At 71.4% G+C, this 20,732-nt stretch carries 16 protein-coding genes; 6 read left to right on the forward strand and 10 right to left on the reverse strand.

Going from position 1 to position 20,732, the window contains the following annotated elements; all coding sequences use genetic code 11:
• Positions 1–69 precede the first annotated feature (69 nt).
• Complete coding sequence (locus tag ACTXG6_RS29925) at positions 70–1,116, forward strand: alpha/beta fold hydrolase (RefSeq protein ID WP_445182746.1); 1,047 nt, start codon at positions 70–72, stop codon at positions 1,114–1,116.
• A gap of 206 nt (positions 1,117–1,322) precedes the next feature.
• On the forward strand, positions 1,323–3,500 hold the full coding sequence (locus ACTXG6_RS29930; protein ID WP_445182747.1) for a glutamine synthetase III family protein: 2,178 nt from the start codon (positions 1,323–1,325) through the stop codon (positions 3,498–3,500).
• A gap of 65 nt (positions 3,501–3,565) precedes the next feature.
• On the opposite strand, the gene ACTXG6_RS29935 is transcribed toward ACTXG6_RS29930, so the two are convergent.
• The 7 genes from ACTXG6_RS29935 to ACTXG6_RS29965 all read right to left on the reverse strand — a co-directional run bounded on the left by ACTXG6_RS29935 (position 3,566) and on the right by ACTXG6_RS29965 (position 10,735).
• On the reverse strand, positions 3,566–3,931 hold the full coding sequence (locus tag ACTXG6_RS29935; RefSeq protein WP_445182748.1) for a cupin domain-containing protein: 366 nt from the start codon (positions 3,929–3,931) through the stop codon (positions 3,566–3,568).
• A 38-nt stretch (positions 3,932–3,969) separates the two neighbouring features.
• On the reverse strand, positions 3,970–5,349 hold the full coding sequence (locus ACTXG6_RS29940) for an LLM class flavin-dependent oxidoreductase (protein WP_445182749.1): 1,380 nt from the start codon (positions 5,347–5,349) through the stop codon (positions 3,970–3,972).
• On the reverse strand, positions 5,346–6,491 hold the full coding sequence (locus ACTXG6_RS29945; RefSeq protein ID WP_445182750.1) for an LLM class flavin-dependent oxidoreductase: 1,146 nt from the start codon (positions 6,489–6,491) through the stop codon (positions 5,346–5,348). Before ACTXG6_RS29945 ends, ACTXG6_RS29940 begins: the two co-directional genes overlap by 4 nt.
• Positions 6,488–7,720: an ROK family protein gene (locus ACTXG6_RS29950; RefSeq protein ID WP_445182751.1), complete on the reverse strand. Its 1,233-nt coding sequence runs from the start codon at positions 7,718–7,720 to the stop codon at positions 6,488–6,490. Before ACTXG6_RS29950 ends, ACTXG6_RS29945 begins: the two co-directional genes overlap by 4 nt.
• Positions 7,721–8,200: 480 nt before the next feature.
• Complete coding sequence (locus ACTXG6_RS29955; RefSeq protein ID WP_445182752.1) at positions 8,201–9,274, reverse strand: ABC transporter substrate-binding protein; 1,074 nt, start codon at positions 9,272–9,274, stop codon at positions 8,201–8,203.
• Entirely contained in the window at positions 9,261–9,968 is a 708-nt protein-coding gene (locus ACTXG6_RS29960) for an ABC transporter ATP-binding protein (RefSeq protein WP_445182753.1), read from the reverse strand. Before ACTXG6_RS29960 ends, ACTXG6_RS29955 begins: the two co-directional genes overlap by 14 nt.
• Complete coding sequence (locus tag ACTXG6_RS29965) at positions 9,965–10,735, reverse strand: ABC transporter permease (protein ID WP_445182754.1); 771 nt, start codon at positions 10,733–10,735, stop codon at positions 9,965–9,967. Before ACTXG6_RS29965 ends, ACTXG6_RS29960 begins: the two co-directional genes overlap by 4 nt.
• A 959-nt stretch (positions 10,736–11,694) precedes the next feature.
• Here ACTXG6_RS29965 and ACTXG6_RS29970 point away from each other — a divergent pair.
• Positions 11,695–11,862 carry a hypothetical protein gene (locus tag ACTXG6_RS29970; protein WP_445182755.1) on the forward strand — a complete coding sequence of 56 codons (168 nt, stop codon included), beginning with the start codon at positions 11,695–11,697 and terminating at the stop codon, positions 11,860–11,862.
• Positions 11,859–12,956 (forward strand): YeiH family protein, encoded by a 1,098-nt coding sequence (locus ACTXG6_RS29975; protein ID WP_445182756.1) that lies wholly within the window; start codon positions 11,859–11,861, stop codon positions 12,954–12,956. Before ACTXG6_RS29970 ends, ACTXG6_RS29975 begins: the two co-directional genes overlap by 4 nt.
• Here the strand turns inward: ACTXG6_RS29975 and ACTXG6_RS29980 are convergent.
• From ACTXG6_RS29980 to ACTXG6_RS29990, 3 genes are all read right to left on the reverse strand, one after another.
• Positions 12,943–14,397 (reverse strand): MFS transporter, encoded by a 1,455-nt coding sequence (locus ACTXG6_RS29980; RefSeq protein WP_445182757.1) that lies wholly within the window; start codon positions 14,395–14,397, stop codon positions 12,943–12,945. The two genes, ACTXG6_RS29975 and ACTXG6_RS29980, sit on opposite strands and share 14 nt — an antisense overlap.
• 95 nt (positions 14,398–14,492) lie before the next feature.
• Positions 14,493–15,548 carry a class I SAM-dependent methyltransferase gene (locus ACTXG6_RS29985; protein ID WP_445182758.1) on the reverse strand — a complete coding sequence of 352 codons (1,056 nt, stop codon included), beginning with the start codon at positions 15,546–15,548 and terminating at the stop codon, positions 14,493–14,495.
• Positions 15,549–15,641: 93 nt separating this feature from the next.
• Positions 15,642–18,512 carry a BTAD domain-containing putative transcriptional regulator gene (locus ACTXG6_RS29990; protein ID WP_445182759.1) on the reverse strand — a complete coding sequence of 957 codons (2,871 nt, stop codon included), beginning with the start codon at positions 18,510–18,512 and terminating at the stop codon, positions 15,642–15,644.
• Positions 18,513–18,589: 77 nt separating this feature from the next.
• Here ACTXG6_RS29990 and ACTXG6_RS29995 point away from each other — a divergent pair, with 77 nt between their 5' ends.
• On the forward strand, positions 18,590–19,612 hold the full coding sequence (locus tag ACTXG6_RS29995; RefSeq protein ID WP_445182760.1) for a methyltransferase: 1,023 nt from the start codon (positions 18,590–18,592) through the stop codon (positions 19,610–19,612).
• A complete protein-coding gene (locus ACTXG6_RS30000) occupies positions 19,609–20,610 on the forward strand; it encodes an LLM class flavin-dependent oxidoreductase (protein WP_445182761.1) in 1,002 nt (333 codons plus the stop codon). Before ACTXG6_RS29995 ends, ACTXG6_RS30000 begins: the two co-directional genes overlap by 4 nt.
• Positions 20,611–20,732 lie beyond the last annotated feature (122 nt).

Consider the following 20,732-nt stretch of genomic DNA (forward strand, 5'->3'; position numbering starts at 1 on the left):
TACTCGATCTTCACTCGATTGGCCCTGGCCGACGCCCGCCGGCTCGAGCCGCAGCGTCAGGAGTTCGCAGTGGGAAACTATTACTCTGAAGAGCTGCACGGACCACACGAATACTTCGAACTGGGCAATTACGAGCTGGAAAGCGGGATCACCCTCCCTGACGCGCGACTTGCGTACAAGACACAGGGAACCCTGAACGAGGCACGGAACAACGCGATCTTGTTCCCACACATGTGGTCCGGGACATCGAAGTCGATGGAGATCTTCATCGGCGAAGGGCGACCGCTGGATCCGGGGAAATACTTCATCATTCTGCCCGGGCAGTTCGCGAACGGTTTCTCGTCCTCACCCAGCAACACCCCGCCGCCCTTCAACGGCGGCGGCTTCCCCCAGGTCACCATCGGCGACGACGTCCGAGCCCAGCACCGCCTGGTGACCGAGATGTTCGGCCTCGAGCGTCTCGAGCTCGTGCTCGGCTGGTCGATGGGTGCCGAGCAGACCTACGAGTGGGCGGTGCGCTACCCGGACATGGTCAAGCGGGCACTGCCCTTCGCCGGGACAGCGAGGACGACGGCCCACGACTACCTCTTCGTCCGCTCGCACGAAGACGCGCTGAAGTCGGACCCAGCCTGGGACAACGGCTACTACCGAGATCAACGGGATGTCCACGTCGGGCTCCGCCGGCACGCGCAGACCTGGTCGGTGATGGGGCTGTGCCCAGAGTTCTACAACACCGAGACGTGGCGATCGGTGGGATTCACCTCGCTGGACGACTTCCTGCACCGGTTCTGGGAGAACTACTTCGCCCCCATGGATCCGAACAACTTGATCTGGATGGGCTGGAAATGGCGGCACGGCGACGTGAGCGCCCACACCGACGGGGATCTCGCCGCGGCACTGGGCAGAATCAAGGCCAAGACCTACGTCGTCCCCTTCTCCCGCGACATGTTCTTCCCGCCGCAGGATTGTGAGGCGGAGCAGCGGCTCATCCCGAACAGCGAGTTCCGCGTGATCGACAGCCTGTGGGCGCACTTCGCCATGTTCTGCATGTCCACCTCGGACCGGGAACAGATCGACGCCTGCATCGGTGACCTGCTGAAGGAGGAGGTCGCCTGACCCCGCGCCCCGACCACCATCCATCCCGCGACGCCTAGGTCTAGGTCTAGGTCTAGGCCTAGGCGTTACGCGGGACCGCTCATGTTTCTCCGCGCATTACAGCCCTCACAGGATCGAAACACTCCCGCCACGGCAGCTTCGTAGGGTCGGCGAGCCGGGCTCCTCGAACCGCAGCGGAGCCAACTGCCTGGTCGAGAGGCACGTACATGAGTGGAAACACCGTCCGTCTGCAGGCGATCAAGGGCGTCGAGGCCTACGTGCCGCCCGCTGTCAGCTTCACCGATACCGAGGCACCCGGCGAGATCTTCGGCGAGAACGTGTTCAGCAAGGTCGTGATGCAGAAGCGACTGCCCAAGTCGGTCTACAAGTCGGTCATCGCAACCATCGAGCGCGGCGCACCACTCGACCCCCTGGTCGCCGACGCCGTGGCGGCCGCCATGAAGGACTGGGCGCTGGAGAAGGGCGCAACCCACTACGCGCACGTCTTCTACCCGCTCACCGGTCTGACCGCGGAGAAGCACGACAGCTTCCTCGAGCCCGTCTCCGATGGTTCGGCGCTCGCCGAGTTCGCCGGCAAGACGCTGATCCAGGGCGAGCCGGACGCATCCAGCTTCCCGAACGGCGGCCTGCGCAACACCTTCGAGGCCCGCGGTTACACCGGTTGGGACGTGACAAGCCCGGCGTACGTGCTGGAGAACCCGAACGGCAACACGCTGTGCATCCCCACCGTCTTCGTGTCCATGACCGGCGAGGCACTCGACCACAAGACACCGCTGCTGCGTTCACAGCAGGCGATGGGCATACAGGCCCAGCGCATCCTGACGCTGTTCGGCCATGACGACGCCGGCCACATCGTGTCGTTCTGCGGTCCCGAGCAGGAGTACTTCCTGGTCGACCGGCACTTCTTCCTCGCCCGCCCGGACCTGCTGAACTCCGGGCGCACCCTGTTCGGCGCCAAGCCGCCGAAGGGGCAGGAGTTCGACGACCACTACTTCGGCGCCATCCCGGAGCGGGTGCTCGGATTCATGATGGACACCGAGCGGGAGCTGTTCAAGCTGGGCATCCCGGCCAAGACCCGGCACAACGAGGTCGCGCCCGGGCAGTTCGAGGTCGCGCCGATGTTCGAGCGCGGCAACGTCGCGGCCGACCACCAGCAGCTGCTGATGACGACGTTCAAGACCATCGCCAAGAAGCACGGGATGGAGTGCCTGTTCCACGAGAAGCCGTTCGACGGCGTCAACGGCTCGGGCAAGCACGTCAACTTCTCGCTCGGCAACGCCGACCTGGGCAGTCTGCTCGTGCCCGGCGACACCCCGCACGACAACGCGCAGTTCCTGGTGTTCTGCGCGGCGGTCATCCGGGCGGTGCACAAGTACTCCGGCCTGCTGCGGGCGTCGGTGGCGTCCGCGACCAACGACCACCGCCTCGGCGCGAACGAGGCCCCGCCGGCCATCATCTCGATCTTCCTCGGCGACCAGCTCGCCGACGTCTTCGAGCAGATCGCCAAGGGCGCGGCGACCTCGTCCAAGGGCAAGGGCGTGATGCACATCGGGGTCGACACGCTGCCCGTGCTGCCGACCGACCCGGGCGACCGCAACCGGACCAGCCCGTTCGCGTTCACCGGCAACCGGTTCGAGTTCCGCGCGCCGGGCTCGATGCAGACGGTCGCCGGCCCGATGGTCATGATCAACACCATCATGGCCGAAGCGCTCGACTACTGCGCCACGGAGCTCGAGACCGCGGTGGCGGCGGGCACCGAATTCGACTCGGCGGTGCAGAACCTGCTCACCGAGATCATCACGACCCACGGGGCGGTCGTGTTCAACGGTGACGGCTACTCCGAGAAGTGGCAGCTCGAAGCGGCCGAGCGGGGCCTGCCGAACCTGCGCACCACGCTCGACGCCCTGCCCGAGCTCATCACCGAGTCGGCGATGGAGCTGTTCGAGAAGTACAAGGTCTTCAACCACCGCGAGATGCACAGCCGCTACGAGATCGGCGTGGAGCAGTACGCACTCACCGTCGGGGTCGAAGCCCGGCTGACCCTCGAGATCGGCTCCACGCTGATCCTGCCGGCCGCGGTTCGCTACCAGACCGAGGTGGCGGGCAACGTCGGCGCACTCAAGGCGGCCGGCGTCGAGGCCGACACCTCGACGCTGGCGGAGGTCACCGCCCCGCTCACCGACCTCAGGGCGGCACTCGCCGACCTCAAGGCCGCGCTCGCCGCGGACGCGGGCGAGACCGCGCTCGCCGAGGCCGAGCACGCCCGCGAGGCACTGCTGCCGGCGATGGCCGCGGTGCGATCGGCCGCGGACCTGCTCGAAGGGATCGTGGCCGACGACCTCTGGCCGCTGCCGACCTACCAGGAGATGCTCTTCATCCTCTGACCAGGGCGAACACGTAGCTCGGCCGGCCGGGACCCGGTCCCGGCCGGCCGCCCGCTGCTCGCTCGCTACGAGTAGAGATCGTTGCCCCTGGAGAACTCGACGAAGACGCAGGGCTCGTCGCCGACGGTCCAGGCGTCGTGGCCGGGTGGCAGGAGCATGACCTCGTTGCGGCCGAACTCCTCCTCGCTACCGTCGCTCATCACCACGTGCAGGCGCCCGGAGAGCACCAGTGCGACGTGCGGCAGCTCGCAGCTCTCGGTCCCCGCGTAGTCCTTCAGGTCGTTCGACCAACGCGCCCCGACGTCGAACCGCACGCGGGTGACGTCGACGCCGTCGAGCTCGGCGGTCTGCTTGCTGATCAGGCCGTGCACATCGGGCGGGATGGCGTCGAGATCGGCCTTCTGCATGGCGGTTGCGGCAGTGGACGTCATGGTCACCTCCGGAAGAAGGGATTGCGCGGGCGCACGGGTCAGCTGGCACCCTGGGACAGACCGGCGAACTGGCTGGCCGGGCGGGCGAGCCCCAGGTGGTCGCGCAGGGTGGTGCCGGTGTAGTCGTCGCGGAACAGGCCGCGCCGCCGCAGGATCGGCACGACCGTCTCAGTGAACACCTGGAGGCCGCCCGGGTAGTAGGGCGGCATCACATTGAACCCGTCCGCCGCGCCGTTCCGGAACCAGTCCTCGATCGTGTCGGCCACCTGCTCGGGCGTACCGGCGAACACCCGGTGCCCCCGCGCGCCGGCGAGCCGGTGCAGCAGGCCGCGCAACGTCGGGCGCTCCCGCTCGACGATGCCGGCCACCACCTGCAGCCGGCTGCGGGCGTTGTCGGTGACGTCACCCGCGCCGGCGAACAGTGACGCCGGCACCCGGGCATCCAGCTCGACCTCGTTCACCGAGACGCCGACCAGGCGCTCCAGCTGGATCAGGCCGTACTCCGGCACCGTGAGCTCGTTGAACTCGCGCTCCAGCTCACGCGCCCCCTCCTCGGTGCCGGCAATGAAGGGGCTGATCCCGGGCAGGATCTTGACGTCGTCGGGCCGGCGGCCGAAGGTCGAGGCCCGCTGTCTGATGTCGGCGTAGAACGCCTGCGCGTCGACCAGCCGCTGGTGCGCTGTGAAGATCACCTCGGCGTAGCGGCCGGCGAAGGCCCGGCCCTCGTTGGAGGCGCCGGCCTGCACGAGCACGGGGCGGCCCTGCGGCGAGCGCGGGGCGTTGAACGGGCCGCGCACCCGGATGTGGGCACCGGCGTGGTTCACCCGGTGGATCTTCGAGACGTCCGCGTAGACGCCGCGGTCGCGGTCGAGCAGCACCGCGTCGTCCTCCCAGCTGTCCCAGAGCGCGACGGCGGCGTCGACGAACTCCCGGGCCCGCGCGTAGCGCACCGTGTGCTCGGGGTGCGCCGGCAGCCCGAAGTTGGCCGCCGCCAGGTCGGTGCCGGTGGTGACGATGTTCCAGCCGGCCCGCCCGCTCGACAGGTGATCCAGCGAGGAGAACAGCCGGGCCAGGTTGTACGGCTCGTAGTAGGTGGTCGAGGCCGTCGCGATGAGGCCGATGTGGCGGGTGGCCATCGCGATCGCGGTGAGCAGGGTGATCGGCTCGAGCCGCCCGGCGGGGTTGTGCGCGACGTTGTCACTGAGCGCGGGGCCGTCGGCGAGGAATACCGCGTCCAGCTTCGCGGCCTCGGCGGTGCGGGCGATCTGCTGGTAGTAGTCCGCCTGGTAGAGCCGTTCCGGTTGGCTCTCCGGATGGCGCCAGGCCGCTTCGTGGTGGCCCGCTGGGTAGATGAACGCGTTGAGGCTGAGTTGGCGGTGTGGTTCCCTGCTCAGGTGAGGTCCGTGCCAGGTGTTCATCGCCGCCGCCATTCCTCGGCCAGGAGCTCGTAGGAGCGCACCCGGTCCGCGTGGTCGTGGGTGATCGTCGTGATGATCAGCTCGTCGGCCTGGGTGGCGTCGCGGAGCTGTTCGAGCTGGTCGGCCACCTGAGCGGGCGAGCCGACGAACTGGGTGTCGACCCGGTCCGCGACCAGCGCCCGTTCCTCGTCGCTCCACCGGTGCGCGCTGGCCTGCTCGGGTGTCGGGAACTGGATCGCGCCCGCGCCGGAGCGGATGCTGTGCACCCAGATCCCGTAGCCGGTGGCCAGGGTCCGCGCGGTGTGCTCGTCCGGCGCCACCACGACATCGGCGGAGACGCTGACGTAGGGCCGGTCCAGCTCGGCGGACGGCCGGAACGCCGCCCGGTAACCCCGCGCGGCCTCGAGCACGGTGGCCGGGCTGACGTGGTAGTTCGCCGCGAAGCGCAGCCCGTTCTCGCCGGCCACCGATGCGCTCTGGCCGCCGCTGCTGCCCAGGATCCAGACCTGTACCTCCGCACCCTCCCCCGGGACCACGTGCGCCTCCACACCGTCGGGTGTGCGGTAGGTGCCGCGCAGCAGGCTGAGGATGTCGCCGATCTGCTCGCCGTAGTCCTGGGCCTCGGCGTTCGGCTGCAGCAACAGCTTCTTCTGCATCGCGAACCTGGGCGAGGAGAGCAACTTCTCGAAGGAGAACCGGGGCGGCAGCAACAGGCCGTTGGCCGCCCGACCGGCAGCGTCCTCGGCCCGGTTCAGCTCGGCCCGGTTCAGCTCGGCCCCGTTCACCGCCGGCGCGGGTGGGCGCCCGCCGGAGCGGCCCAGCCCCAGGTCCAGCCGTCCCGGGTGCACGGCATCCAGCAGGCCGAACTCCTCGACGGTGGACAGCGCGGTGCGGTGCCCGAGCTGGACCGCGCCGGAGCCGACCCGGATCGTGGAGGTCGCCGCGGCGGTCAGCGCCAGCAGCACCGCGGGAGAGGTACCGGCGACGCCCGGGTTCAGGTGGTGCTCGGCGAACCAGTAGCGGGTGTAGCCGAAGCGTTCGGTCGCTCTGGCCAGGTCGATGCTGTTGCGCAGTGCGGCGGCGGCGCAGGATCCGGACGAGATCGGCACCAGGTCCAGTACCGCGAGCGGGGTGGCGCTCATCGGGTCGCCGCCCGCCGGGCCGGGATGGCCGAACCGGACCACGCCTCGCGGGCGACGGACTTGCGTACCGCGCCGAGCGGGTCGGCGTGGACCGGCAGCAGCGCCGCCGTGCACGCCGCGAGCGCCTGCACCCCGGGGCCGAGCGAACTGACGCTCGGGACCAGGGGGTCCAGCACGGTGGCGGCCGCGAAGCTGGCCGAGACGTGCGCGAGCCCGGGGCGGTAGCCGGTGAAGGCCTGCCCGAGCAGCACCACGCGGTCCGGGTTGAAGACGTCCCGGGCCAGCGCGACACCTCGGCCGAGCACCCTGGCCCGCTCCACGAGCAGCTCGTGCGCGGCGCGGTGGCCGCCCTCGGCCGCCGCGATGACCTTGGCGATGGACGGCTCCGACACGATCCCGGCACGGTGCGCGGCGGCGGCGACCGACGCTTCGCCGACCGAGGCCTCCAGGCACCCGGTCGCACCGCACGGGCAGCTCGCGGCACCGCCCACCGGCAGGTGGCTGATGGTGCCGAGACCGGCGGCGGGTACCGGCGCCGCGCCGTCCACGGTCAGCACCGACCCCACTGTCTCCCGGGCGTACACGTACAGCGCGGTCCCCCGCGACGGCTGCCGGGCGAGCAGCGTCTCGGCGCCCGCCATCGCCTCCACCTGCGGGACCACCTCCACGTGGGAGCCGGCCACCCGGTCGACGATCTCGCCGATCGGCGCGGACTCCCAGCCGAGGCGGGGGTGTCGCAGCCGGCCCCGGTCGGCGGAGAGCTGCCCGCCGACGACCAGCCCGACCCGCAGCATCCGGCGCTCGGGCCACCGCGCGCCGAAGCGCCGCAGCCGCGCGACGAGCAGGGTCAGCACGTCGGCCGGGTCACCGATCGGGTTCGGTACCTCGGCCGCGCCGAGCACCCGCCCGCGCAGGTCGCCCGCCGCCAGCGTGGTGCGGCGCAGCCCGATGTGGATGCCCAGCACGCCGTACCCGTCCGGGTCGACCTCGACGGGCACCCTCGGCCGGCCGACGGCACCGGCCTGGACCAGGTCGGGGCGCTCGCGCAGCAGACCCACCTCGAGCAGCCGGGTGACCTGCCGGTTCACCGTGGCGTGGCTCAGCTCGGTCGCGGCCACCAGCTCGTCGCGGAAGATCAGCCCAGCGCGCCGGGCGGCGTCCAGTACCGCGGCTGAGGGTGGGCGTGGGGTTGGGGACGGACCCCGGTGGCGCACCGCGGGAATCGGCACCGCGGGAACCGGCACCGCGGGAACGGGCACTGCGGGGACCGCCGCGCGGGGGATCGACGGAGCGGTGGCGGGCGGAGCGGTGGTGGGAGACACGGGTGTCCTCGCGGGAATCGCCCCGGTCGGCTCTCGGCGACGGTCCGGCGCGTGGGGCGCGGCGGGCAGTGCTCGCGGGTCGGCGAGCGTCGGTCACCGGGAGCCGGGGGACGGAAGTCGGCTGGCTCGAACGGACTCTGTCGGACTCGGTCGGGGGCGGGGTCAGGCCCGACAGAGCGCGGTGGCCGTACGGCAGAAGTCCACGTGGCGACGGGTGCGCAGCAGTGTGACGTGCAGTGCGCGCGGGTGCTCGCCGTCACTCATAAAGGTGACGCTAACACGGGCACGGGCCGTCGTCGATGACCCGCGAACCGATTCGGGTCACATTGAGCATCTCTATCGGTTCGCTCAGGATGCGCACCTCTGACCGGCGTCGACCCCCACCCGTCACTTGCCTTGCGTGACCAGCGGGGCGATCTGGGGGTTGAACCGGCGATCGACGTACGCGGCGAAGTCGACCTTGCCCGGCAGCTGGCCCGCCGAGGCGAACGCGTCGGCCAGCCGCTGTTCGGAGGCGACCACCGCGTCGTCGACCGCGACCGGGGAGAGCGCGATCCTGGGCACCGCGATCTTCGCGATGTCCACCGGGATGCCGGTCTGCTGGGCGTAGATGCCAGCCCACTGGTCCGGATGGTTCTTGGCCCACAGGTTCGCCTTGGCGACCCGGACGACGTAGTCCGCGATAGCGGCGTTCTTGCCGGCGTCGGCCAGTGAGCTCCGGTTGGCGATCTGCAGCGAGTAGCCGTTGGACAGCGCCGTGCCGCCGGCGAGGCCGGTGCCGTTGAGGGCGTCGGCGCCGCTGACCAGCTCCCGCGCGCCGAGGCTCGCCACGGCCTCGCTCACGTACGGCTCCCACACCGCCCAGGCGGCCACGCTGCCCTGGTTGAACGCCGCGTACGCGTCACTGGGCTGCAGGTAGGAGATGGTCACGTCGGACGGCTTCAGCCCGGCCTTGGCGAGGGTGTTCAGCAGGGTGCCGTTGGCGGACGAGCCCTTGGCCACCGCGATGGTCTTGCCGCGCAGGTCGGCCAGGTTGGCGAGCGCGGAGCCCTTCGGCACCAGGACGGCGTCACCGACCGTGGAGCGCAGCGCGCTGACCAGGTCGATGTTCCCGTTGGCGGCGGCGGAGAAGATCGGCGGCGTGTTCCCGACCTGCCCGATGTCGATGGCGTTCGCGTTGGCGGCCTCCAGCATCGGCGGTCCGGAGGTGAAGGTGGACCACGCCAGGTGGTACGGGACGCCGTCCAGCAGCCCGGCCGCCTTCAGCAGGACCTGCTGGCTGGTGCCCTTCTGGTCACCGACGCGCAGGGTGGTCTCGGCCAGCTGCGCCGGGCTGACCGCCGCCGGGACCGCGGCCGGCGCGGCGGGCTGGGCCGGCGCTGCGCACGCGGAGAGTCCCAGCGCCGCGAGACCCACCACCGCCGCGACGACGCCGAGCGGAACGAGGTCACGCGGCTTCATGATCATTTACTCCCAGGTCGGACAACACGTGCGCGCGCAGCTCGGACAGCTGCGCGATGCTCCGGGGCCGGGGCGCGGACACCAGGTGCTCGGCCGCGATCCGCCCGCCCTCCAGTACGAGAACCCGGTCGGCGAGAGCGAGCGCCTCGTCCACGTCGTGGGTGACCAGCAGGACCGCCGGCCGGTGCCGTTCCCACAGCTGGGTGACCAGGCGGTGCATGGCCAGCCGGGTCAGCGCGTCCAGCGAGCCGAACGGCTCGTCCAGCAACAACAGGTCGGGCTCCCGGACCAGTGCCCTGGCCAGCGAGACCCGCTGCGCCTCGCCGCCGGACAGGGTCCGTGGCCACGCGTCGGCCCGCTCGGTCAACCGCACCTCGGCCAGCGCGCGCTCCGCCACACCCCGTGCATCGCCGGTCTCCACACCGAGGGTGATGTTGCGCCAGACCCGCCGCCACGGCAGCAACCGGGGCTGCTGGAACGCCATCGACACCTGGCCGTCCACCGTGGACTCGCCCTGGATGTCGGTGTCCATCCCGGACAGGACGCGCAGCAGCGTGGACTTGCCGGAGCCACTGCGGCCGAGCAACGCGGTGAACTCGCCGCGCCGCACGGTCAGGTCGAGGCCGTCGAGCACCCGGCGGTCGCCGAACTCCTTGACCAGCCCACGCACCCGGGCCGTCTCGGCGCCCGTCATGACACCCGCCAGCGCAGGATCCACCGTTCGGCCAGTCGCACGACGGTGTCCATCAACAGCCCGACCACCGCGTAGACGAGCAGCCCGACGATCACGATGTCGGTGCGCAGGAAGTCCCGGGCATTGTTGATCATGTACCCGATCCCGGAGTCGGCGGCGATCGTCTCCGCGACCACCAGCGCCAGCCAGGCCGATGCCACCCCGAGCCGGACGCCGACCAGGGTGTACGGGGCCGCGCCCGGCACCACCACGTGCCACAGCCTCTGCCACCGGGAGTAGCCCAGCACGGCGGTCGCCTCGACCAGGTGCGGATCGGCGTTGCGCATACCGGCGTGCACGTTGAGGTAGATCGGCAGCCCGGCGGCCAACGCGATCAGCACCAGCTTCGGCAGCTCACCGATGCCGAACCAGAGGATCAGCAACGGGATCAGACCGAACAGCGGCACATTGCGGATCATCTGCATCACCGGGTCGACGGACACGTCCCCCCAGCGCAGCAGTCCGGCGAACACCCCGAGCGCGGCGCCGATCACCGCGCCGATCACGAACCCGATCAGCATCCTGCGCAGCGATACCGCGAGCCCGTCGCCCAGCTGGCCGTTACCGGCCACCTCGAGGGCGGCCCGCCACACCGTGGTGGGCGGCGGCAGCTTGCGCGGCGAAACCAGACCGGTGCCGCTGACCAGCTGCCAGCCGAGCAGCAGCACCAGCGGGCTGACCCAGCGGGCCAGCTTCGCGCCGTGCCGACTCAAGCCGCGCCGATTCACGCCGTGCCAACTCAAGCCGCGTCGACTCAGACCGCGCCGATCACGCCGGGAAGGCGGACTGGAGCGGGAGTTCGGCGCCGCGGCCGCGCCCGGCACCTGTCGCGATGCATCGCGCTGCTCCCCGAGCGGAGCCCGCGTCGCGGCATCAGCCCCCATCAGTACTTCACGCTCCTGTAGCGGTGCCGCCGACCAGCATCTGACGAGAGAGTGATAGTCGAGTTCGCACCGCCGGAGAAGGGTTTGGCTCACCGTGAATCTGGCGCGGCCGCGCATGACGCCGGGCCAGCGGAGCAGGGCCGGACGGAAATGCTCACCGAGCGACGCATCCGACTGGATCACCGAACGCGACCAGCGGCATCATCCAGGACCCTCCTAGACCTAGATGTGCGTTCTCGACCTGCCCGGTCGGACGAACCGCCGGGTGGCCCGCGCCGGCCGTCCAGCCCGGCGCCCCCTCCCAGCCCGGTCCCACGCGGCGTGCGCGCACGCCGCGAGAATGGCGCGCCCGGCCTTCTACGTGTTGTCGGGTCCGTCGTGGTGTCGGCACTGCGGTCCTGCGCGCGCTGCACATTCCCGCCGTCGAGACGATTGTTTCGCCGAGTTCAACCCCACCCGCTGTTGATCACGCGCGGGAGGCCGCTGTGGTTGAACTCGGCGGGGGTGGCGGCTCGCCGGGCGCGGACCTGAAACCGGCGCCACCGGCTGAATCTCCTCCGGTCCGATGTGGAATCGACTGGTGTGCCAGCGAGGATTGGGACGTAAGCTCTCAGCTCATGGCCGGCTTCCTGACGCAGCGTCGTTGGATCGACTGCTGTTTCGTCACCTCCAGCGCCTGTCAACTCGGCTGACAGCGGCCCGCCAGCACTAGCGCGCCGCGTTTCGACATTCCTTCCGCCCCATCCCCCGAATACCCGCGCGCGCCCGTCCGCCGGGCGTGGCACCGTCCGCTGGAGGTCACCTTGAGTACGAACCCGTCGGAGACAACCCCGACCCCGGACCCGGATCCGTCGCACCTGGGCCTGACGGCCCGGCTCGGAGCGGACTGGGCGGCCGTGATCGTCGCGGCCGTACTGGTCCTGCTCGCCGTCACGGGCCTGCTGCCCTCGATCCCCTTCCTCGTCAAATGACCGCCCCCGCGGAGTCCACCACCAGCAGCGGCGCCAACACGGGAATCCCCGTACTGCGCTACCTGCCCGGCCTGGTCCTGCTGGTGGTCGTCGGCGTGATCGGCACCTTCGCCCAGACCGGGCTGCGCAGCGTCGGCAAGGCCACCGGGACGGCGTTGCCGGACATCGAATATGTGCTGTGGGCGATCATTCTCGGCCTGCTCATCCGCAACACGGTCGGTGTGCCCAAGGCGTTCCGCCCGGGCGTCGGCACCTACGAGTTCTGGCTGAAGATCGGCATCGTGCTGCTCGGCGCGCGGTTCCTGCTGGGCGACCTGGCGAAGCTCGGCGGCTTCAGCCTCGGGCTGATCCTGATCGACATGGTGGTCGCCACTACGGTGATCCTGCTGGTCGGCAAGGCGTTCGGGCTGAGCGGCAAACTCTCGACGCTGCTGGCGATCGGCACGTCGATCTGCGGGGTCTCGGCGATCATCGCGGGCAGGGGAGCAATCGACGCCGACGACGAGGACTCCGGCTACGCCATTGCCGCGATCCTCGCCCTGGGCGCCGTCGCGCTGTTCAGCTTCCCCGCCATCGGGCACGCGCTGCAGCTCTCCGACACGCAGTTCGGCCTCTGGGCCGGCCTCGCCGTCGACAACACCGCCGAGACCACCGCCACCGGCGCGGCCTACTCCCAGCACGCCCAGCAGGTCGCGGTGGCGGTCAAGAACACCCGCAACGCGCTGATCGGCATCGTCGTGCTCGGATACGCGATCTACTGGTCCAACCGCGGCGGGGTGGCGGTGGCCAGCGGGCTCCGGGCACGGTCGGCGTTCGTCTGGCGCACCTTCCCGAAGTTCGTGCTCGGCTTCATCGCCGTCTCGGCGCTGGCCACCGCCGGAGCGTTCACCAAGGCCGAGGTGACCAGCCTCGGCAACCTGTCGAAGTGGGCGTTCCTGCTCTGCTTCGCCGGCGTCGGACTCAACTTCGATCTCCGCGAGATTGCCCGCAGCGGTGTCCGGCCGCTCATCGTCGCCGCACTCGGCCTCGTGGTCGTCGCGGGCTGCTCACTCGGGCTGGTGCTGCTGACGTCCAACTGGATCACCGGCACCTGAGCGACCGGCGGCCCCGGGGGCCGAGCGTCGCGATCGACAGCTCGGATCGGCGAAGCGTGGCCCGCTCTCGCCGGTCCAGGCCGGTCCGGGGCCGGCAGGCCGCGACAACCAGCGCACCCAGCGCTGAAAGGCCCCCGGCGACCAGGGTGGAGTGATTCCAGCCGGCAACCATCGCGGCGGGCTCGGCGTGTGTGCTGAGCACTGCCACCACCGTCACTCCCAGGGCCCCACCGAGGTAGCGCGCCGTGTTGTTGGCCCCGCTGCCGATGCTGGCCAGGCCGGCCGGCGCACTGGCCACCGCCTGGCGGGCCAGCGCGGCGTTGAGCACCCCGTTCGCCACACCGGCCACCAGTAGACCGGGCAGCAGGTGCGCCGCGCCCGCCGCGGGGCCGAGGCCGGACATCGCCAGTCCCACCCCGACCCCGAGGAGGCCGAACACCAACTGCGAACGCGGGGAGACCCGGGCCGGCAACCGGCGGGCGAGCAACGCGGTCAGCACGCTGGTGGCCGACCAGACCAACAGGACCAGTGCCGCGTAGGAGGCACTGTGGCCGAGGCCTCGCTGGACCAGGGTCGGCAGGAACGACATGGCCGCGACGACCCCGGCGCCGGTGGCAAGCGCGGCGATCGTCGCACCCGCGAAGTCGGGCCGGCCGAACAGTCGCAGATCCAGCATCGGCGCCCGCCGACGCAGTTCGACGACGACGAACACCGCGCCCAGCACGACACCGCCGACCAGTAGACCCACCACCAGCGGCCGGCCCCACCCCGCCCGCCCCTCGACCAGGCCGGCGATCTCGCAGGCCAGCGCCGCGGCGAGCAGAAGCATGCCGGCCAGGTCCACAGGTTGCCGCCGGTCCGCCCTGGACTCGGTGAGCAGCCGCCGGGACAGCACGCCCAGCACCGCCGACAGCGCCGCGGTCGACCAGTAGGCGCTCCGCCACCCCGGCCCGGCATCCAGTGCCCCGGCCATCAGCGGGCCGACCGCGATCCCCGCGCCCAGGCAGGCGCCCCACACCCCGGTGGCCTGGATCCGCCGGGGGCCGGGCGGGAACGCGTGCCCGATCAGCCCCAGTCCGCAGGACAGGATCGCCGCCACCGCGAGACCCTGCCCGACCCGGGCCAGAGCCAGCGCAGCGGTGCCTGGTGCGAGCGCGGCGGCCGCCGACGCCACGGTCAGCCCGATGGCCCCGGCGAGGAACATTCGGCGCCGCCCGTGGTCGTCACCGAGCGCACCGGTCGGCAGCAGCCCGACCGCCAGCCCGAGGCTCATCGAGCTGAGGATCCAGGCCTGGCCACCCGGGCCGGAGCCCAGGTCCCTCGCGGTGCTAGCCAGCGTGGCGATCGGGGTGGTGAAGGTGACCAGCGCCAACACCGTGCCGGCCGCCGCCACACACAGGGCGCGAGCCTGCTCGCCGGTAGGCCCCTCCTGAAAACGCATGGTCATCTGCTCCTCTTGATCTGATCACCCCTCGGCGGCGGCCAACCCGGGCCGACCCGGCTGGCGGGAGCCGCCCAGGGAGCGTCCGACGCGGCCTAGCGCTGGACTTCGTAGATGCGGTTGAACGGCGTCTCGGCGGCCAGCCGGAACCGGGTGAACCCGGCGTCCGCCGTCACCTGGCGGATCGCCTCCCCACCGGCCTGGGCGCCGAGGGCGTAACCGCCCGGTTGGGACAGCCCGTTCGGCACGCACAGGAACGTTGACGCCGAGTAGTACATGCGGCCCACCGGGTTCAGGTTGTCCTCGACGCGGTCACCCGCGGCCGGCTCGACCACCATCCAGGTGCCGTCCGGGGCCAGCGCTTCGCGGACGTGCTGTGCGGCCCCGAGCGGGTCACCCATGTCGTGCAGGCAGTCGAAGGAGGTGACCAGGTCGTAACCGGTACCGGTGAAGCTCTGGGCCGACGCCAGCTCGAAGGTCGCACGGTCGGCGACCCCCGCGTCGACCGAGTGCTTGCGCGCCAACTCGATCGAGGCGTCGTGGTAGTCCGAGCCGACAACCCTTGCTCTCGGATAGGCCTGCGCCATCAGCACGGTCGAGGCCCCGAGCCCGCAGCCGATGTCGGCGACGGTTCCCCCCGCCGTCAACTTCGCCTCGACACCGTCCAGCGCGGGGATCCAGTTCGCCGTGAGGTTGGCGAGGTATCCCGGGCGGAAGAACAGCTCGGTGCCGGTGAACAGGTCCTCGTGGTGCTCGTGCCAGCCCATGCCCTCGCCGGTCCGGAAGGCCTCGGTGATTCTCGGTTCGGCGCGCAGCGCGGCGAGCGCGAGCAGGAATGCGCCGGGCAGGTAGACCGGACCGGACGGGTCGGTGAGCGCGAACGCCTGTTCCTCGGACATGTCGAACGTACCGGTGGCCGGGTCGTAGCCGACGTAGCCGCCGGCGGCCTGCCCACGGAGCCACTCGGCCAGGTAGCGGGGATGGCAGCCGGTCCGCTCGGCGAGCTGCTCCGGGGTGGCCGCACCCTCCGCGAGCGCTCGGTACAACCCGAGTCGGTGGCCGATCACCACGCCACCGGCGGCCATGGTCGCCCCCAGATCTCCTACGAACTGCCCGAGCAACTGCATCAGCTTGTCGTCGTCGACGGCCATGTCGGTTCTCCTGTCGTTGGTGACATCGCCGCCCACAGTGCCGCCGGTGGATTGCAAACCGATTGCACCCGGGCTGTAACAGACCCGGCGGGATCAGCAGGATCGGCGAAGGCAGGAACGCGCAACGGCGACAGCCGCCGCGGCGGAGAGCCCCGAGCCGAGGGACCGGGCGGCGGCGAACCGCTCCGCGCCGAGGACCTCGGCCAGCCCCGCCGCCCGCGACGCATCCAGCGGGGACGGCTTGGCCGCCGCCAGGAGGCAGTGATGCAGCACCACGGCGTCGTAGTCCGCACCGAGCCGGACGAGCAGTCGCACCACGTACCGCAGGTTGAGCCACTGCTGGGTCCGGTCCCCGACCCGATCCCAGTGATCCAGGACGTCGATCAGAGCCCGGGCAGCGACAGCCGGCTCACCGTGCACCGCGCGGGTGGACGCGGCTTCCATCAGCGCGATCCCCGACCACCAGAAGTTGTGCACCGACGCGGCCAGTGCCGCGGCCTCGTCGAACAGCGCCAGCGCCTGGTCGGGGTCGGACTTCTTGAGCACCAGGCCGAGCGCGTAGCGGGCCATCGACACGGCGGTCGGGTTCGCGGTCGCCTCCGCCACCTTCCGGCACTCCCGGGCGGCGGGGAGCCCGAGCTCGGGTGCACGGCGGACGGCGTGGCAGATCGCCACGTAGTAGAGCGTCCACACCAGCCGGATCGGGTCGTCGTCGCGCCGCGCGAGCAGGACCTGCGCCTCGTAGTGGCGCAGGGCGGGGTCGACGTCACCCTCGTAGAGGCCCACGTCCGCCGCGACGTCGGCGGGATACCCGGACCGCGCCGTGCCGCGATCGGGGACCCGCCCGCCGGCCCGTGCCACCAGACGGCGGGCGCGCGCGAAGTCGCCGACGTTCCACGCGCCGCGGGCCGCCGCACCGACACCCGCGACGAAGAGCGGGTGGCTCTCGGATGTCAGCTCGAGCGCACGCTCGGCCCAGCCGGCCGCCTCGTAGCCGACCCGGATGTGGGAGACCTCGGGCAGCGATGTCACCAACCGCATGGCGAGGTCGGGATTGCGGTCGGCGACAGTCCGCTCGAATGCCGCCCGCAGGTTGTCCTGGTCCGGCAGCGTCCGCTCGACCCAGATCCGTTCGTCGGGGCCCTGCACCCCGAGCGCCGCCTGCTCGGCCAGCTCCGTGTAGTACTCGGCGTGCCGGTCCGCGAGCGATCCGCCCGCCGGCCGGCGCTCCCGCCCGTACGCGCGCAGCGTCTCCAGAACGCGGTACCGGGTGCCGCCCGGACCACCCGCCGCCACCACCATCGACTTGTCCACCAACGCGGCGAGCAGGTCGAGGGTGTCGGCCTCGCTTCGCCCGGGCTCAGCGCACACCGCGTGGACCGCGGCGAGATCCGCGCCGCCCGCGAACACCGACAGCCGCGCGAACAGCCGCTGCTCGGGTTCGGACAGCAGCCGGTAGGACCAGTCGATCGCGGCGGTGAGGCTCTGATGGCGCGGCTGCGCGGCACTGGATCCACGGGCCAGCAGGCGCCCGTCGTCGAGTCGGCGGGCTACCTCCGCCGCGCTCATGACCCGCATCCGCGCGGCGGCCAGCTCAATCGCGAGCGGCAGGCCGTCGAGCCGCCGGCAGATCTCGGCGACCGAACCCTCGATCTCGTGATCGGGGTGGAAGTCCGGGCGGGCCGCCCGTGCGCGCTGTACGAACAGCGCGGTCGCGTCGTCCACCGACAGCGGCGGCAGCGGCCAGACCTGCTCGCCCTCGACTCCCAGCGCCTCCCGGCTCGTGGCCAGCACGACGACATCGGGGCAGTGCGAGACCACGCGATCGAGTAGCCGCGACGCCGCGTCCAGTACGTGCTCGCAATTGTCCATGACCAACAGCAGCTTGCGGACCCGCAGGTACTCGATCACGGTCTGCTCGATCGTCAGTCCGTGTCGTTGCTGTACCCGGAGCGCGACGGCGACGGCATGACTCACCGGACCGCCATCGGCGAGCGGCGCGAGCTCACAGAGCCACACGCCGTCCGGGAACCGGGACCGGTCCTGCCCCGCCGCCTCCAGCGCCAGCCGTGATTTGCCGACACCACCGACGCCCGTCAGTGTCACCATCGACGCGTCGCGCATCGCCGCGGTCACGCGCCGGATCTCGTCGTCTCGGCCGATCAGACTGCTCGCCCGCCGCGGCAGGTTGCTGGGCGGTCCGGAGCGGGGCGGCACGAGAGCGGGGTCGTGCGTGAGCATCTGCCGCTGCAGGGCCCGCGCCGGCTCCGACGGCTCCACACCCAGATCGCCGACGAGCCGCCGGCGCAACTCCTGGTACACGGCCAGCGCATCGGCCTGGCGGCCACAGCCGTACAGCCCGCGCATCAGCAGGACCGCGAGCCGCTCCCGCTCGGGGTAGGTCTGGAAGAGCGCGGCGAGCTCGGCCACGACCTCACTACCTCGGCCCAGTCGCAGCAGTGCGTCCGCACGCTCCTCGATGGCGGTAAGCCGCAGGTCAGCGAGTCTGGATGCCGCCGCGCCGACAAAATCGAGGTGCGCGAACTCCGCGAGCGGATCATCGCGCCACAGTCCCAACGCGGTGTCCAGCAGCTGAACGACCTGCTCGTACTCAGCTGTCGCCGCCGGCCCTCGGGCCAGGGAGATCAGCCGTGCGAACTCCGCGGCGTCGAGCTCGCCGTCGGCCAGTGCGAGCACGTATCCCGGCGCCCGGTAACGCAGCCGCTCCGCACCGCCGACCGAGCCCAGGACGGTCCGCAGGCGCGAGACGTAGGCGCGTAGCGCGCTGAGCGCGTTCGGTGGCGGGGCGTCGCCCCAGACAGCCTCGACGAGGCGGTCGGTCGACACGGCCGCTCCCGGTCTGAGGAGCAGGGCCGCGAGCAGCGCACGCGGCTTCGGACCGCCGAGCGCGACGGGTTCGCCGTCGGCCGTGACCTCCAGTGTCCCCAGGATCCGGAACTGCATTCGCCCTCGCTCACGGGATGCAATCCGATTGCAAGCCGGTCCCGGGAGAGTAGTGCGACCTGGACGGAGGAGGACAGATGCGATCAGCCCCCCTGCCCGCGACCGAGCGTGGCGACCTGTCCCACATCGCCTACGGGTTCATGGCCTCCAAGGCGCTGTTCGCCGCCCTGGAGATCGACCTGTTCAGCCTGCTCGCCGACGGACCGCGCAATGTCACGACTTTGTCGGCGACGACCCGCATCCCGCCGAACCGGTTGCGGACGCTCCTGCACGCGCTGGCCGCGCTCGGGCTTCTCGTCACCGAGGGGCCGTGCTACCGGAACGCGCCGGCGTCGCAGCGCTACCTGGTGCGGGGTGCACCCGGTGACTTCGGCGAGTACTTCCGTCTCCAGGTCGCCCGGCAGATCTATCCGGCGCTCCTGCACCTCGACGTCGGGCTCGCGGGTACCGGCTCCGCATTCGACACCCTCGGCGGGCTGATGTCCGAGCCGGCGGAGGCCCGTACGTTCACCGCGGCCCAGCACGCGGGCTCGCTCGCGGCGGCACGGGTCCTGGCCCGGCGGGTTCCGCTGGGCGCCGCCGAGCGGCTGCTCGACGTGGGCGGCGGCAGCGGTGCGTTCTCGATCGCCCTGTGCGAGGCGAACCCGGGCCTGCGGGCCACCGTCCTCGACTTTCCCGCCGTCGTCGATGTCGCGCGGGACTACCGCGACGCCAGCGGCCTCAACGCGCGGATCGATCTGCGGGCGGCCGACGCTGTGCACGACCCCTGGCCGGGTGGGCAGGACGTGGTGGTCATGTCGTACCTGCTCAGCGCGCTCGGCGAGTGCCAGATCGACACCGTGCTCCGGAAGGCACACGCCCGCCTCGCACCTGGCGGACTGCTCCTCGTGCACGACTTCATGCTCGACGACATCGGGCCCGGGCCGGCGCTCGCTGCACTGTGGTTCCTGCAGTACCTGGCCTACCGCTCCGACGGTGTGTCGTTCTCCGCCGCCGGGCTGTCCGACCGGCTCCGCGGCGCCGGCTTCGCGCCCGCCCCCGCCGAGGTGCTCATCCCCGAGATCACGAAGGTGGTCCTGGCCAGGAAGGTGTCCCGATGACCACGATCCGACCGCTCGCCGTCGGGATCACCCCGCTGGAGACCCGGCGTGAGGTGGTGCTGCACCTGGCCACCCGGGCCGAGGAACTCGGCTACACCGCATTCTTCGTGGCCGAGGCGTGGGGCCACGACGTCTCGGTGCTGCTGACCGAGATCGCCATCAGGACCAGCCGGATCCAGCTCGGGACCGGCGTGCTCAACATCTGGGGTCGCAGTGCCGGGAGCATCGCGATGCTGGCCAGCAGCCTCGCCGAGCTGTCCGGCGGGCGTTTCGTCCTCGGCCTCGGCGCGGGCAGTCCACAGCTCGCCGAGGGACTGCACGACGTCGCGTTCCGCGCGCCGGTCGAACGGCTCGGTGCCGTCACCCGCCAGGTTCGGAGGTTGCTCGACGGCGGCCGCATCGTGTCCTCGGTCTCCGGCGGGAGCAGGCCGCTGCGGCTCGGGGTGCCTCCGTCGTCGGATATCCCGATCCAGTTGGCCGCGCTGGGCCCGGCGGCGGTACGGCTCTGTGGTGAGCTGGCGGACTGCTGGTACCCGTTCCTGCTGCCAGCGTCCGGTCTGAAGGAGGGTCTGCGCCTGATCGAGGACGGTGCTGCCCGTGGCGGGCCCGGGAGGCCGCTGCCGCGGATCTGTCCTGGACTGCCCGTCGCCGTGGCTCCCGATCCGGCCCGAGCCCGCGCGCTGGCCTCATGGTGGGTCGCGTTCTACCTGACCAGCATGGGCCCGCTCTATGCGCGCACGCTGCGAAACCACGGCTTCGGGGCCGCCGTCGACGCGGTGCTCGCGGCGAACCCGACCCACGGCACCTCCGAGGTACCGGCCGCCGCGGCGGTACTCCTCGACGAGCTCACGATATGGGGGAACCCGGACGCCGCACGGGCTGCCCTGTCCGGGTGGTATGCCGCCGGCGCGGACATGCCGGTCCTGGTCCTGCCGCCGAATCGCGACCGGGACGAGTTGGACGCCGTCCTCGACGCCCTGCGCCCGAGCTCACCGTGACCGGGCACGAGGGGAATGCCGGTGCTCAGCGAGGTCTGAGCGACGCCGGCTCCGGGGGTTCTCCCTACCTCGGACTGGCGGGTTCTACCCGGCCGGTGTGGGGCCTGCTCGATGGTCCGCGC

It is taken from the genome of Pseudonocardia sp. Cha107L01 (assembly GCF_052566575.1).

Bases quoted from the DNA above. Each gene is read 5' to 3' on its own strand.
- ACTXG6_RS29930 (WP_445182747.1), top strand. From the start codon at position 1,323: ATGAGTGGAAACACCGTCCGTCTGCAGGCGATCAAGGGCGTCGAGGCC.
- ACTXG6_RS29935 (WP_445182748.1), bottom strand. From the start codon at position 3,931: ATGACGTCCACTGCCGCAACCGCCATGCAGAAGGCCGATCTCGACGCC.
- ACTXG6_RS29940 (WP_445182749.1), bottom strand. From the start codon at position 5,349: ATGAACACCTGGCACGGACCTCACCTGAGCAGGGAACCACACCGCCAA.
- ACTXG6_RS29945 (WP_445182750.1), bottom strand. From the start codon at position 6,491: ATGAGCGCCACCCCGCTCGCGGTACTGGACCTGGTGCCGATCTCGTCC.
- ACTXG6_RS29955 (WP_445182752.1), bottom strand. From the start codon at position 9,274: ATGAAGCCGCGTGACCTCGTTCCGCTCGGCGTCGTCGCGGCGGTGGTG.
- ACTXG6_RS29960 (WP_445182753.1), bottom strand. From the start codon at position 9,968: ATGACGGGCGCCGAGACGGCCCGGGTGCGTGGGCTGGTCAAGGAGTTC.
- ACTXG6_RS29975 (WP_445182756.1), top strand. From the start codon at position 11,859: ATGACCGCCCCCGCGGAGTCCACCACCAGCAGCGGCGCCAACACGGGA.
- ACTXG6_RS29980 (WP_445182757.1), bottom strand. From the start codon at position 14,397: ATGCGTTTTCAGGAGGGGCCTACCGGCGAGCAGGCTCGCGCCCTGTGT.
- ACTXG6_RS29985 (WP_445182758.1), bottom strand. From the start codon at position 15,548: ATGGCCGTCGACGACGACAAGCTGATGCAGTTGCTCGGGCAGTTCGTA.
- ACTXG6_RS29990 (WP_445182759.1), bottom strand. From the start codon at position 18,512: ATGCAGTTCCGGATCCTGGGGACACTGGAGGTCACGGCCGACGGCGAA.
- ACTXG6_RS29995 (WP_445182760.1), top strand. From the start codon at position 18,590: ATGCGATCAGCCCCCCTGCCCGCGACCGAGCGTGGCGACCTGTCCCAC.
- ACTXG6_RS30000 (WP_445182761.1), top strand. From the start codon at position 19,609: ATGACCACGATCCGACCGCTCGCCGTCGGGATCACCCCGCTGGAGACC.